Origin of the sequence: Streptomyces sp. NPDC020780 (genome assembly GCF_044334475.1) — a bacterium.
In the GTDB taxonomy this organism is placed as follows: Bacteria; Actinomycetota; Actinomycetes; order Streptomycetales; family Streptomycetaceae; genus Streptomyces.
In genome coordinates, this window is sequence record NZ_JBIRTB010000005.1 from 92,527 (window position 1) to 108,062 (window position 15,536).

At 74.0% G+C, this 15,536-nt stretch carries 1 protein-coding gene (running past one end of the window); it reads right to left on the reverse strand.

Annotated elements, in window-relative coordinates; genetic code table 11:
• Window positions 1–15,536, reverse strand: partial view of a lonely Cys domain-containing protein gene (locus ACH4VO_RS11355; protein WP_360991640.1) — the final stretch only. Its footprint extends 26,470 nt past the window's final position; 15,536 of the gene's 42,006 nt are visible here — the last part of the coding sequence; its start codon lies beyond the right edge, outside the window — the gene reads right to left on this strand; the stop codon is at window positions 1–3.

Consider the following 15,536-nt stretch of genomic DNA (forward strand, 5'->3'; position numbering starts at 1 on the left):
TTATGCACGGTCGTCGTCCAGTATGCGGCGGAGCCTGTCCGCCAGGGAGCCGGCGGGGGTCAGGTTCCGGGCCCGGAACCACGCGTCGACCAGCTGCTCCAGCCGGCCGGTGGTCAGGACACCGTCGTCGGAGCCGGGAAGGGCGTCGGGGCGCAGCGCCGTCAGGACGGCCAAGGTCTCGTCCAGTACGTCCTGGTGGTCCGCCGCCCACTCGGCCACCGCCGGATCCGCCGGGTCGGCCGGCCCGTCCTCGGCCGGCAGGTCCGCCGCGTCCAGCGCGTGCTCGTCGGGGAACCTGCCGTCGACGGCCACGTGTTCACGCAGCTCCGCCTCGGTCAAGGGGGCGAGACTGCGGTAACGGCCCCAGTTGTCGACGTAGTCGAGGTCGGTCGGCTCCGCGGCACCGCTCTCCCGCAGGCCGTCGAGGACCAGTTGGGCGCCCCGCATGATCTCGTCCAGGGTGTGGTGCCCCGCCTGCAGCATCTCGGCCATCAGCGCGATCCGCACCAGGCCCAGGTCGACGTCCAGACCCCACGCGTCGCGCATCTTCACCGCCTGCGCCATCAGCCGGTAGGCCGAGCCGGAGGTGCCGGCCCGGACCAGGGCCCCCCTCGTCTCCGCCTCGGACTGCGGAAGGCTGCTCATGGCGATGTCGTAGCGGTTCATCCCCGGCACCCACGGGATGGTGTCGTCCGGCATCAGGGCGCGCTCGGCCTCGCTCAGCGGGGGCGACAGGTCCTCCGGGCGCAGCGGTGTGCGCAGCGCCCGCTCGGCGCGGGCCAGCCGCGCCTGCTCCTCGGGCGTTCGGTACGGCTGTGCGCCCAGCTCCTCGTAGGCGGTCATCGTCTCGGCGGGCGGCCGGAAGGACCGGTACTCCGCGGTGATCACCTCGGGGTTCGGGTCAGGGCTGCCGAGCAGGTCGGAGATGAGTCCGCCGTGCCCGTCCGGTGACCGGGAGCCGATCCACAGCATGGCCATGCGTTCGCGGAGGTTGCCCGCTTCCGCGACGGTCTGGAGCCGGTCCCGGTCGGTGCCCACCGCGCCGTCGACGGCGGGGTCGTCCGAGCCGAGTTCCGGCCAGCGGCCCGCTGCCACGGCCCGGTTCCAGAGCTCCGCGGTCATCACGCCGAGCTGGGTGTTCGCCGCTTCGTGGCCGCCGAGATACCGGCCCAGCCGCTCCTCGAAACGCGCCGCCTCCGTCATGTAGCGGATGCGGGCCATGACCCACTCCGGTGCCTGCCGGGCCGTCACCGGGCGCAGCACGGACACCGGCGCCGAGGACAGGGCGTCCACCACCCGGTTCAGTCGTGCCCCGCTCCCGTCGGTGGTGTCGCCCGGCCCGTCCGCAAGCCCGGCGAGGTGGCGGTCCCCGTCCTGGACCAGCAGGGCGGGGGGTGCGTCGCCGGTGCCCTCGCCGTGGAGTGTGACCTCGCCGTCCGGGCCGGCCACGGCCACGGTCACCCCGAGTCCGCGGGCCGCCGCTGTCACGAGGGGTCCCATCGGCACGGTCGCGCCCTCGGCTCCGTAGGAGGCGTCCGTCAGCAGCACCCGCAGGCGCCGGGCGGGGCTCAGCGGGACCCCCGAGGCCGGGAGCTTGTCGCCGAGGAGCATGGCCTCGGTGCGCTGGGAGATGTCGAGGGGTGCCCCGACCTTGTCCAGGAGGCTCAGCGGAAGGTTCCGGCCCGCGTCGAGCGGCGGCACCTCCGCCTCGGACACGTCGTCGTCGGTGAGGACACCGTCCAGCCAGGCGCGGAGGTCGTCGGCCGTGTCGATGCCCGCCTCCTGGAGGGCGTCGGCCGCGGCGTGGCGGAGGGCGAAGAGCAGGGTGGCCAGGGTCCGGTCGCCCTCCCCCGGTGACGTGTGGAGAGCGAAGACGGTGCCGTCGAACTCGGCGGCGTACGGGCCGGTGCGCCGGTAGCCGTCCGGAGGCACGGGGGCGTCGGCCTCCAGGGCGGTGGCCTCGTCGTCGGCCTCCAGGGCGGCGGCCTCGTCGTCGGTGAGTTCCACGATCCGCGGCGCCGGCCCGTCCTCGGCGTTGTGGAGGACCGGGGACGGGTAGGCAGGCATCTCCTGCAACTCGTATTCGGCGAAACGCAGCCCTGATACGGCGTCCGTCTCGATGTCACGGCCGAGAATGCTCATCGCCGTGCCCGGTGGGTAGAGCACTTCCTCCTCGTCGATCCACGCCGAGAACGGTGCCACCTGGCGAGCGGTGGAGTGCGCCACGTGCCCCCGCATCGCGTGCCGGTCCTGGGCGTCGCCCATCTCCCTGAGATCGCCCAGTGTGTACCCTCCCGCCGTGTCCCAGTCCTCGCTGGTGCTGCGGAAGCGCGGGATGTACAGCGTGGTCGCGGTGAGGAGGGGCCCGTCCTGCGCGATCGCGTCCAGGTGTCCAGGGAGCCAGCCACCCCAGTAGACCGGGCCGTTCACCGGCGGAAGGATCTCCAGCGCCTCGACCGCCATGTCGACGTGCATGGCCATGTCGTCGTACAGCTTGTCGGCGATCCGGTCCACCCGGCGGCGGATGGCCCTGGTCTCCGCCGCCGTCTCCTCCTCGGTCGCCTCCGTGTCCAGGTCCCGCAGATCGGATATCGCGTCACTCAGGCCTTCGTGGGCGTCCAGCAGTTCCGGCAGGCCTTGGCCGCCTTCCACGACGTCCTTCCGCACGTACTGCCATATCCGCTGCCGGAACATCCAGCGGCCGGCGGCGCCGAAGCGGCTCGCGGTGACATAGGTCTTGAAGAGCTCGTGGTCCTGGCTGGTGTAGAGGAACAGCGCGGTCAGGTGGCCGGGAGCCAGGGCACGCAGGGACGCCCGGCCCCGCTCCCCGAACCGCTCGAGCCACCGGGTGGCCACCTCGACCCGTGGCACCAGTTCCTCCGCCACGCGGGCCCCGGTCTGCGCCGCGGTCAGCGCCTGCGCGATGTCCCCGGGAACGGCGACGTCGTAGCGGGAGACGAAGTGCGTCGTGCTGTCGTAGACGTGGTGGTGCGGCAGGACGGGGCCGACGCCGAAGACACGTCCGGCCACCTGGTGCAGCCGGGCGCCGTCGCGGGTGAGTGCGACGCGTTCGGCCTCGGTGCCCACGCCGGCCATGTGCGAGGCGCGCAGCACCTCGTGCAGGGACTGGGTGTCGGTCAGGATCGACCAGGCCAGCAGGGCCTTGCGGAAGGCCATCAGCTCGGGCCCGCTCGCCCCGATCGCCCGGTAGGCCTGCAGCAGCCACAGGGCCGGGCCGACCACCCCGCCGACGTAACGGAATCCGCGCGGGTCGTGCGCGGTCCTGTACGCCCCCTGCCGGGGTCCCCACGGCCGCGGTGCCCACGGTGACCGGAGCCAGCCGGGCAGGGTACGCAGCAGGGTGACGGGACTCGCGGCGCCGTACGCCGCGTGGCCGAACGCCTGGATCAGGTGGGGTACGGACGGTCCGGCCTCCAGGAATCGGCGCACCGCCTGCGGTGCCGCGAGCCACTGCCCGGCGTCCGGTCCCTGGAAGAAGGCACTGTCCGCGGCGAGCGCGCCGTGCCGCTGCGCCAGGAAGTGGTGGAGCCGGGTGAGCGCGCGCACGGCACCCTGGACGGCCTCGGGGTCGGCGGTCAGCTTCTGCGCCAGGCCCAGCTCGAACCGGTAGCTGACGTTGCGCCACTCCCGGTCCCGGTAGAGCCCGGCGAATCGCACGCTTTCGGGCGTTCCGGCGACACGCCATCCGGGCACGGACCAGGGCGCCTCGGCCGGCGTGCCCGGTTCCGGGGCGGGGGTCGCGGGCCCGGGGAGGCCGAGGTCCGCACCGGCCCGGGAGCCCGGGGTGACGCGCAGCATGGTCGTGGGACTGCCGTCGGCGGCCTCCAGGAGGTGGATGTCGGCCGTCGGCCGCCCGTACTCGTCCTGACCGGGGGTGATCGCGGTACGGCCGGTGTTGAGGTACACGTCCAGGCCGGTGAAGTCGGCGATCCCCTGGGCGCGTCGGACGGCGCGCCGCAGGCTGTCCCCCTGGGGCGCGGTGCCGGTGGGCACGCCCGTGCCGGTGGCGATGTCGCACGCGAGGACGGTGATGGTGGTGAAGCCCGCCGCGGCCAGGTCCTGTCCGAGCAGGCGCCCCACCATCGCACCGTCGGCCCCGACGGGCATGTCGTTCCCGTCGGCGACGGCATAGCCGTCCGCCCCGCCGTGGGACGTCCAGAAGAAGGTGCCGGACTCCGTCGTGGCGGGCAGCGGGCGCCGCTCGGCCACGCGTTCCTGGGCGGGGCCGCGGCTCCACTCGGTGTAGTGGGTGGCCTCGGGCAGGCGACCGTAGAACGGCTCGCGCCGCTCCCAGTCGTGCCGGGTGAAGGAGGCCTTGCCGACCGTCCTGCCCTTCGCGCGGATCTCCTGGACGACGACCCCTTCCGGGGAGGGCGCGGTCCCGGGCCCCGCCCACGGGGCGTTCCAGTAGTCACGCGGCGGATAGGCGCCGGCCGGTGCGCCGAAGGCGTCGTCGTCGCCGGCGTCGGAGCGGGCGTCGAGGTCAAAGTCGCCGTCGGCGTACGAACCACCGGCGTCGGACATGTCGGAGTCGGTGTCCAGGCCGAGGTCGAACAGGTCGTCCGCCGCGTCCTCGAACACCACCGGGGTGAAGGGAAGCGGGTCGGCCGGCGACGTCCCGGAGAGGCCGTCGGGCAGCGGGGTCGCCTCCTCGACCACCTCGTGCAGCATCGGCGGCCGTCCGCGGGTCTCGACGAGCCGCCGGTCGATGACGTCGAACTCCATGCCCGGCGGGTACAGCGCCTCCCCTTCCGAGAGGTGCTTGAGGAAGGGAGTGCCGTCGCGCGCCGTCGAGTTCCTGACCTGGATCAGCTTGCGGTGCGAACCGGCGGGAACCGCCTTGTCGCCCAGGGCGAACTCGATCGCCTCCGTGGTCTTCAGGGAGGTGCTGCGGAAGAACGCCACGCGGATGGTGTCGGCACCGTACATGGGGCCGTTCAGGGCGGGCCGGTCGATGGGGCCGGGCGCTCCCCGCTCGCCCCACCACGCGGTCTCCCCGACGGACGGCAGGATCTCCAGCGCCTCGACGGCCATGTCGATGTGCAGTTTCAGCTCACCGTGGAGCCGGTCGGCCATCATGTCCGCGCGGCGCCGCAGCCGGGCCAGCTCCCGGCTCGGCGTGTCGAGATCGGGCAGTTCGGTCAGTTCCTCGTACACGTCGGCGAATTCGGGCTGGCTGACCAGGGTGAGCGGCGGCATGTCCAGCTCCTCCTCGCGGGCCGACTCCAGGAGGTACCGCCAGCTGTGGAAGCGCACCAGGTGACGGCTGAGGCCCTGACCCAGCCGCTCGCCGTTGAGCAGCGCCTTCATCAGCCGGTAGTCGTACGAGCTGTAGAGGTACAGGGCCGTGATGTGCCCCGGAGTGAGCCGCCTGAGCGCCTCGGCGCCCCGGTCGCCGTACCGCTCCAGCCATGCGGCCATGACCTGCAGCCGGGTGGCCGGGCGGGGCGGCAGCGCGCCGGCCAGCGCGGCGCCGGCCATCGTGACGAGGGCGTCCGGTACGTCCATCGTCCCGGTGAGCTCGAACGGGAAGGTCATGCGCTCCTGGTAGAGGGCCTGGTGCGGCGGGGTCAGGGCCGCGAGCTCGCTGCCGTCGTCCTCGCTGGGCAGCAGTCCGCTCTCCGTGAACCGGCGCACCGTCCAGGTGTGGAGCGCGGCACCGTCGCGGGTCGCGGCGGCGCGTTCGTCCGTGTCGCCCATGCCGATCAGGTGGGAGGCGCGGAGCACTTCGTGCAGCGACTGCAGGTCGTACGGGATCGTCCAGGCGGCCACGGCGGCGCGGAACACCGGCAGCAGGGCGGGCGGCAGGTCGAGCGCGGCGAACATCCGCAGCAGGCGCAGCGCGGGACCGCGCTCGCCGCCCACCCGGCGGAAACCGCGGCTGTCGTGCACGGCGCGGTAGGCGCTGTCCTCCGCGAACCGCGCGCCGCCCGCGGAAAGGGCCTCCTCGACCTCGCGTGGCAGCCCCGGGCCGGCGTACGCGGCGTACACGAGGGCCCTCATCAGCCCGTCCAGGGCCTCCGGCCCCGGCGGCTCGTCGAGCAGACCCTCCAGCTCGGCGACCGGGTCCTCCGGCATGGCGTCCGGGGCGAAGAACGCGCGGGCCGCCGCCTCGTCCCCGTTGCGCTCGGCGAGTCGCTCGTACACCCCGCGCAGGGCCGTCCCGGCCGCGTCGGCGAGTTCGGGGACGTCGCTCAGCGCCTCGGCGAGGGAGTCCTCCCAGTCGACGCTCGCCTGCCGCCACACGCGCTCCTGGTAGAAGCCGGTGAACCGCGGCGTGTCCGGGGCCCCGGCGGGCTGCCAGGCCGTCACCGCCCAGGGCGCTCCCCCGGCGGCGTCGGCGGCGACGATCTGCTCCAGGGTGGCGTCCCGCACGCTGCCCGTGACGTTGGACAGGCCGGGGGCCGGGTAGCCGAACGCGGAACGGCTGCCGGTGCCCGAGGCCGGTACGCGGGGGCCCGTCCAGCCGTCCGGGTACTCCGTCACCCAGTACGTGGCCCGCCCGTCGGCGTCCTCCAGCAGGTGCGGCAGCCCGTCGGACACCGCCACGCGCCCCACCGGGAGATGCGTCGGCAGCCCCGCCCCGTCGGCGATCCTCCTGGCGCGCGCCCGGGCCTCGGCCTCGCTGGGCGGTACGTCGCCGGGACCGCAGGCGAGCACCGTCACGCTGCGGAAGCCGCGGTCCCGCGCCGAGCGCAGCAGCCGTCCCGCGTACGCACCGTCGTCCCGCCGGACCCCACCGTCCGCGGTGACCAGCGCCAGCCCGTCGGCGCCACCGTGCGACGCGAAGAAGAACGTCCCTTCGGCCGTGCCACCGCCCGGCAGCGCCTGCTCCGTCGCGGCGGGCCGGCCCGCACCGTCGCGCTCCCACGACACGAAGCCCTGCGCGCGGTCCAGCCTGCCGTACTGCTCCTGCCGCTCCGCCCAGTCCGTGTCGTCGAACGAGGCCACACCGATCAGCTCGCCGTTCCGCCCGTGCACGGGCCGCATCACCGGCGCGGGCCGGGTCGCACCGTCGGCTGCGGCGGCCGGGGGACGGACACCGAACAGCTCGTCGGGAGAACCGGGTTCCGTGATCCGGCCGGTGTCGGCGGACACCAGTTGCCGCTCCGTCACTTCTTCGGCCCGGATGAACTCGTACGGCTCCGTCCGCGCGTCGCCGGGGACGACGGTCCGGATGGTGATGTCGACGGAGGCACCCGGCGGATACAGGACCTCCGTCTCCAGCGGCAGGACGACGAACGGGCTGACCTCCCGCGCCGTCGAACGGGTCACGTGCACCAGCCCGCGATGCGCGTCACCGGGAACGCCCTTGCTCCGGTGCATGAAGCCGAGCGCTTCCTCCTTGCTCCGCGCCGTGCTGCGGAAGACCGGCATCGTGATCCGGTCCCTGCCGTACACCGGGCCGTCCACAGGGGGCGCGCCCAGCGCCCCGGGCACCCCGCGGTCGCCCCACCAGACATCACCGTTCAACGGGGGCAGGATCTCCAGCGCCTCGATCGTCATGTCGACGTGCAGGGCCAGCTCCTCGTACACCGCGTCCGCCAACGCGTCCAGACGGCGCCTCACTCCCGCCACCTCGGGAGTCTTCGCATCGAGATCGTCCACCTCCCACATCGCGTCGAACAGGGCGGCGAAGCCGTCCTGCCGGCGGAGGGTGGCCGGAAGGAGGTCGGCGGCGCCGACCTCGGCCATCTTCCGGGTCATGGTCCAGGTGGTGAGGCGCACCAGGCGGCGTCCGATCCCCGCGCCGAAACGCTCGCCGTTGAGGAACGCCTTCATCAGCCGGTAGTCGGCGCCGCTGTAGAGGTGCACGGCCGTCAGATGGGCGGGGTGCAGCCGCTCCAGGGCCTGACGGCCCGCGTCGCCGTAACGGCTCAGCCAGTCGTGAAGGGCCCGGCCGCGATCCGTCTCGGGCAGCGGGTCTCCGGCGAGCGCGGCGTCGACCAGGTCCACGAGGCCGCCGGGGAGATCCAGTCTGCTGCGTGTGATGTCGCGGCCGAACGTCATACGCTCGGCGTACAGGGCGCGGTGCGGAGGGACGAAGGACAGTCCGTCCCGGTCGGTCCTGGCGGGTCCGGCCGCCGGGACCGAGTCCGCCACCCAGGTGTGGAGTCCGGCCCCGTCGCGCAGCGCGAGGCCACGCTCCCCAGCGGTCCCCAGGCCGAGCCGGTGGGAGGCGCGCAGGATCTCGTGGAGGGACTGGAGGTCGGCCGGGACCGCCCAGGCGATGAGCGCGTCGCGCAGCGCGAGCAGGCGGCCGGGCGAGGCGCCGAGCGCGGCGTAGGTCCGCAGCAGCCGGAGTGCGGGGCCGTACTCGCCGCCCACCCGGCGCATCCCCCGGCTGTCGTGCACCTCGCGGTACGCGCTGCCCGGCGCGTACCGCGCACGGCTGCCGGCCGGCCGGGACAGGGCCTCGGCCGTCTCGCGCGGCAGCCCGGGAGCCGCGTACGAGGCGTACGTGAGCGCGGTCATCAGCGCGTCGAGGGCGAGCGGCCCCGGAGGCAGCGCCCGCAGCCGCTCCAGTTCCGCGGCCGGGTCCCCGGGAACGGCGTCCGGAGCGAAGAAGGCCCGTAGCGCGGCGTCCTGACCGTGGCGCGCCGCGAGTTCCCCGTACATGCGGGACACCGCGTCGCGCACGGAGTCGACGAGCCCGCCGGTCCGGCCCAGGTGCTCGGCGTACGCGAACTCCAGGGCCGCGCTGCGGCGCTGCCACTCACGGTCCTGGTACAGGCCGGCGAACCTCACCGTGCCGGGCGATCCGGCGGGACGCCAGGAAGGCACCGCCCAGGCGGGGCCGTTGTCGGAGGCAGGCGCGGTGCCGGCGGTCTCCGCCTCCCCGTCCGGGGTGATCTCCTGGTCGGCCGGGGTCGCAGGGGCGGCGTTGATCCGGACGGCCGACGGGTAGGCGTACTCGGGGCGCGCGGTCGGATCGCCGGTGCCGGAACCCGCGAAGTGGAAGGTCCCCACGCCCGACTCGTGCCGGGCCGACGGCGCCGGCCGGGCGGAGGCCCACCCGTCCGAGGTCCCGGAACCGGCCCCCGGGGCCGTGGTGACGCCGTCCGGGGACCAGGGCTGTACGGGCCGGGCCTTCCAGACGGTGGTGATCCACCGGCCCAGCTTCTTCTCGCGGAGCGCGGTGACGGCCAGCGGGCCGAACGGGTCGTCCTCGACGAGGTCGAGGGGGCCGGTGTAGCCCCACGCGTTCCGGCCGGTGCGGTCGGAGAACGCCTGTAGCCGTTTCGCCCCTCCGGCCGCGAACTCGGGCATCGGGAAGAGGACGGGGACGTCCACGCCCGCCTCGGTCAGCAGCGGGGCGAGCTCCAGGAGGGCCCAGAGCTGTGTGTCGGGTATGCGCAGCGGGGGGTGGCCGGGCAGGTGCACGACGACCGCTCCGCCGTCCGTCCCGGTCCAGATCACCCTGGACCGGCCGGGTGCCTCCTTGGACTTCCACTGTGCCGGGTGAGGAACGGTGAGGATGTCTCCGCCGCTCTTCAGCCGCGCGTACCAGCGGTCGACGTCCACGCCGTTGGGCGCCGGGCGGCCGCTCCAGTTGTAGCCGGTCGGTTCCGTCCCGTCGGTGAGGATCTGGGCGAAGGCTCCCAGTTCACCGAGGTGGTAGGCGGCCAGCAGATCCGGGTCGGCGATGTTCACGCCGCGCGCGTGTGCCCGGGTGGCCAGGAGTGTCAGCTCCATGATCCGCTCGTCGGTCCAGGGGTCGGTGTCCGCCATGTGGAGAACACCGCGGCCGAGGCTCTCCTGGCCCACGGGTGTCATCCCGAACAGGATCCGGTCGGCCGCGGCCACCGTCGCCCAGAAGGCCCGCGCGGTGTCCTTCGGACGCACCGGCATGAAGTCGGCCAGGTCCAGCACGCCTTGGACGAGGCTCGTGCCGCCGTCGCCCGAGAGCTCGTCGACGGCGTACGTCAGCGCGGTGTCCGGGACCATCTCGCCGAGCCGGGCGTCCGGCCGCAGGGTCACCAGGTTCCGGGCCGCGTCCAGGACCGCCACGTGAGCGGCCTCGGCCGGGACGCCCTCGCCGACCTGCCGCGCGAGGAAACTCCACAGGTCCGGCCGGAACGGGGTGAGCGACCGCAGGCCGGGGTCGGCGGCGCGCAGGGTCTCCAGCGCCCCGATGCCCTTCAGCACCCGTTCGTACCGGCCCCCCGGTACTCCGCGGTCGTCCTCGATGTTCTGGCCGAACGCCAGGCGCAGCGCACGGACCAGCCGCAGCATGGTCACCCGGACCTCCGGGGGCACGGCGCCGGGTGCGGTGTGCAGCCCGGCGTCGCGCGCCAGTCGGTCCAGCTCGCCGTCCAGAGGCTCGGGCCGGACGCGCTCCACGCGCCCGATCACCCCGCCGGGGGTGTCCTCGATCAGGCGGGCACCGTCGTCCATGCCCGTGGTCATGGAGGCCGCGTCGACCTCCATCCGGCTCACGTTGGCCGTGTGCTGCGCGAGCGACACCTCTTCCAGGAGATCCACCGAGGCGGGCACCGGGCGGCCCTCCTGCAGGTGGTGGCGCGGGTCGCCCGCCGATCCGGCGTAGCAGACCTCGAGCCCCAACCGGTAACCGGGCGGCAGCTCGCCGACCTCGCGCAGCCCGCCTATGTACCGCCCGCCGTCGGCCGCGTTCAACCGCACGGTCTCGCCGCTGCGCAGGACGAGCGCCAGGCTGCCCGGGAGGCCGTGGGCGGTGTAGTGGTAGACGGCGCGGTCCGGGGTGAACGGCTCGGTGCCGACCTGCTTGTCGCCCTCGCCGGTGGCCACGTAGTGCAACCGTCGCCGGTGGTCGAAGAAGGTCCGCAGCAGCTCCTCGCGCCTGGCCATGTTGTCGTTCATGGAGATGCGGCCGAACCGCTCACGGCCGTCGAAGACCAGCGGCCGCGTGACCACGTCGCTGTCGCGGAACTGCCTGCCGTCGACCGAGGTCCACTCACGGTCCTCGAACGGCGCCGGTGCCGCGGGCGGGTCGAACGGCACCCAGTCGCCGTGCCAGTCCCCGGTGTCCCGGACCGTCATCGTCGGCACGTGGGCGCCCAGGCCGGGTTCGTACCGCAGCCGCCCGTCACCGCTCGGCGCCCACACCCGCCGCCCCAGCCTGAGGGCGACCGCTCGCATCAGTTCCAGGTACTGGGAGCCCGCGTACGGGATCGCCAGCACGACCGGCACGTGCCCCGGCTGCCGCGACAGTTCCGGATCGCCGGCCAGCCGCTCCGCGAACGCCTCTGGGTCCATCGACTGCCCGTCGAAGGGCCGGTCCCCGACCACGTAGGCGTTGTCGCCCCACGGCGCGGGCAGGTCCGGCTCCGCTACCTCCCGCGTGGCCGGGTCGCCCGTGACCACCAGCACCCGGTCGATCCGCACCCGGTTGATCCACCCTCCCTTCAGGTCGCGCCCGCGGACCGCGCCGGAGGCGTCCCGCAGCAGCGTGTCCGGGTCCCGGAACGGGTCCGTCGTCTGCGCGGCGGATGCGGTCGGCGGGGGTGTCGGGCCGAAGAGGACCAGGCCGTCCAGGGCGGTGGTCCCGGTGCCGGTGGCCGGCTGCCGGGTGGCGGTGGTCCAGTGGCCCGGGGTCTGGGTGGCCGGATCGAGCAGGGCGAGGATGTGGAGCGGGAAGGCGGGGCCGGTGTCGGTGAGCAGCATCGGCGCGCTGTAACCGTAGGCGGGGCGCCCGGTGTTCTGGGAGAACGTCTGCACCAGCTGCGGGCTCAGGGCTCCCGGACCTGTGGTCAGGAAGAGCACCGGGATGCCGAGAGCGACCGTACCCATCGCCGGGCTCAGGTCCAGCAGGGCCAGGAACTCGCGCTCGGTGACGGGGGCGGGGGTGCGGCCGGGAAGGTGCAGGACGATACTGCCGGCCTGGTCGACCTCGACCACGGTCAGCATCGGCATGGGCTTGCCCGGGCCGGTCCATTCCGGCCGGACGGGGTGCAGGCTGGTCCCGCCGGGTCCGAGGGTCATCTGGCGCACGCTGCTCCAGTCGACCCCGGCGGGTGCGGGGGTCCCGGACCAGTTCACGCCCTGGATGTCGGATCCCTGGCGCAGCACGGCCGCCGGTCCGAAGGCACCGCTCTCCGACAGGTGGTACGCGACCAGCAGGTCGTGGTCGGACACGTCCATGCCCTGCGCGACGGCCTTGGCCATGACCGCCCACAGGGCTTCCTGCTGTGACCGGTCCCACGCCGTGGTGCTGTCGAGGTGGAGGACCCTACGGCCCATCGCCTCGCGGTCGGCGGGGGCCAGGGGACGGAGGATCTGGGCGGCCCGGGCCGTGGCCCACAGCGTGGACGCCACCTGCCGGGGGGTGAACGCCGCGGGAGCCCGTACCGACTGCACGTGACGGATCACCTGCTCACCCTTGTCCGCCAGTTGCTTGAGGGTGATCTGGAGTGGCGGTGACGGCACCACGTCCGTGAGCCGGGCGGTGGGGTCGGCCGCCACCCGCGCCGCGGCGAAGTCGAGGAACGCCACATATCCCCGGGGATCGGGGGCGGTCCCGGTGTGTTCCTGGACGAAGAAGTTCAGCAGGTCCATGCGGAACGGGGTGACCTGACTGATCGCCGGGTCGTTGGACCGCATCCGTTCCAGCGCGCCGATGCCCTTCAGTACGCGCTCGTAGCGGCCTCCCGGCACACCTCGGTGGTCCTCGATCTCGTTGCCGAAGACGGCCCGCAGCGCCCGCACCAGCCGCAGGGTGGTCTCCCTGGTCTCCGCCGGCACCTCGCCTACGCCGTGGTGCAGGCCGGCGTCCCGGGCCAGCTGGTCCAGCTCGGGGTTCAGCGGCTCGGGGCGGCGCAGGACCCGGCGCCCACGCTCACCGTTGGCTGCGCTCAGGGCCGCACGCCGGATGTCGTTCAGCCCTGTCATCCGGGTGGCGCCGTCGGTCTCCAGCCGGGTCAGGTTGGCGACGTACTGGCTGAGCGGGACGTCGTCCAGCGGGTCGTCGACGTGAGGCGACGGAGCGTACGAAGCCTGCTCCTTGCGCGGGTCGCCGTCCGTCTCGCTCCAGCAGACCTCCAGATGCATCCGGTGCCCCGGCGGCAGCTCCCGTACCTCCGGCAGCCCCGCGATGTACGCGGCCGCGTCCCGCTTGCCCAGCCACACCGTCCGGCCGTCCCGCAGCGGAATCGCCATCCGCCCGGGGGATCCGTGGCCGGCGTACACGTAGACCGCCGCGTCCATGGAGACCGGCTCGTACTCGCCCTCGTGGTGCCCCGCACCGGCCGGTGTCCAGTGCAGCAGCCGCCGCATCTCGCGGAACTTCCGGAAATGCTGCTCCCTGCGCCGCAGCCCGTCGCTCCGGGCGACCGACAGCCGGCCGAACCGCTCGTTCTTCTCGTCCACCAGCGGGCGGGTGACCACGTCGCTGTCGCGGAACACCGTTCCGTCCAGGGCGGTCCACGTGCGGTCCGTGTGTGCCCAGGTCACCGCCGGCGGGGCGACCCGCACCCACGCACCGACCGGCACCTCCGGATCGTGGTCCGTCAGCACCAGGACGTGTGCGTCCCCGGACCCGTCGGGTACCAGACGCCCCGCACCGCTCGGGCCCCACACCGGACGCCCCAGCCGTTCCGCCACCAGCCGCAGCGTTTCCTGGTACCGGTCCCCCGCCTGCCCGACCGCCAGGACGACGGGGACGTCCTTCGGCAGCTCGGCGAGCTCCGGGTCGGCGGCCAGCGCGGCGGCGATGCCCTCGGCGTCCAGCACCCGGCCGTCGGGCAGCCGTACCAGGCCGTCCTCGCCGTCCGCCGCTACGACGTAGGCGGTGTCCGGCCACGGTGCCGGCCCGCTCGACACCACCTTCGGCGCGGCGCCCGGCCGGGTCTCGACGACCCGCACCGTCCCGGGCAGGACCCGGGTGACCTTCCTGGGCGTCCAGTTGCGGCCCTGCGAGCGCCCCGACGGCCCGGCGATCAGGGTCTCCGGCGCCAGGACCGGGTCGTTCGGCCCGGTGAAGGCCGCCGGTACGGCGGGCGGCGCGGGGACACCCGCCACGGACGGCGGCGCGGCGGTCGGCGCGAAGAAGGACGTCCCGTCGGTCACCGTCCCGTTGCCGGGCACTCCTGTGACGGCGGCCCCGTCCCAGGCGCGCACGCTGTGATGCGCCGGCGTGATCCGGAACCCGGACAGTTCGAGGTCGACGCCCATCGAGCCGGCGGCCGAGAGCAGCAGGAACTGCACGGCCACCGGCAGCGGAGGCTCGGGCTGACCGTTGGCCGCGAAGTACGAACTGATCGCGAGGCGCAGTTCGCCCCACGTCAGCGAGGACGGGAAACCGTTCGCCGTCCGGGTCCGCTCCAGCGCCCAGAAGCCGCGCAGCAACGCCTCCAGCGCCGCCGAGTCGTTCTCCACCATCGGACCGAAGATCAGCCGGACCGCCCGCACCCAGCGCAGCACGTCGCCGGCACGGGCCCGCTCACCCGTCACCAGCTCCGCCAGGCGCCCCAGTTGCGCCGTCGACGGCTCAGGCCGAAAACCAGCCCACCAGTCGCCCTCCGCCACCTGCCAGCGCGGGCCCCTGTTCCCGTCCCCCGGAGCCAGCACCGGCTCCGCGCCGCTGCCCGTCGCCCACACCCAGCGGTCCAGGCCGTTGGCCAGGACCTGCCCGGCCAGCGGCACCTCCAGCGGGTCGCGCAGCGGCGGGCCGGCCAGATCGGCCCCGGCCACCAGCAGCGGGCTCTCCGGCGGCAACGCCGTCAGGTTCCCGTCCACCGCGAACAGGAAGTCCACGATCCGCTCGTAGGCGAAGACCGCGTCGGCGCCGTCCGCCAGTGCCAGAGAAGCCGCCTCGGCGTCACCGCGGAGCCCGACCAGGTACGCCTGGTCGAACGGCAGCGGCTGCGCCGGGCTCTCCAGCGGCACCGGGCCGGGCCGGACGAGGGTGAACTCCTGCGCCGCGGGCATCAGGGCGTAGGTCTGCCGACGGGCGTCCTGCCAGTCCTGGACCGGCCGGGACGACACGCCCACCGGCTTGTCCTCCGCGTCCCGGTGCCTGGCCACCAGCACCCGCTCCAGCAGCACCCGGGTCCCGTCCACCGCCACCAGCTCCGAGAACCACAGCATCAGGGGAGGCGTCCGCGCGGGGTCGGCCAGGATGCCGAGGGCGGTCCGTGCCGCGTCGAAGATGCCCCGGGCCCTCGTCTGCCCCGGTCCCTGGGGCATCTGGGGCAGCAGTGCGTAGGCCTCGGTGAGCGCCGCCCGCAGCTGCTGGTAGGCGGGATCGCCGTCGTGCAGCGCGCTGCCCAGGGCGTACTCGCCCAGCCTGAGGGCGATGGCCCTGGCGTCCCACTCGGTCATCAGCATCTTGTTGGGCCCGCCGGCCTGCGGGATGCCCATCCGGGCGGCCACCACGAGGAAGCCGCCGACGCCCTGCACCACCGGGTTGTCCGTGATCCGCAGGATGGATTCCCGCAGGACGTCCTCGGGCAGCGGGGCGTGGAACATCAGTACGCGCTCGTAGGCGTTGCGGCTGAGGTCGGACAGCTCGGTGACGGCCCGCCGGATCTCCTCGG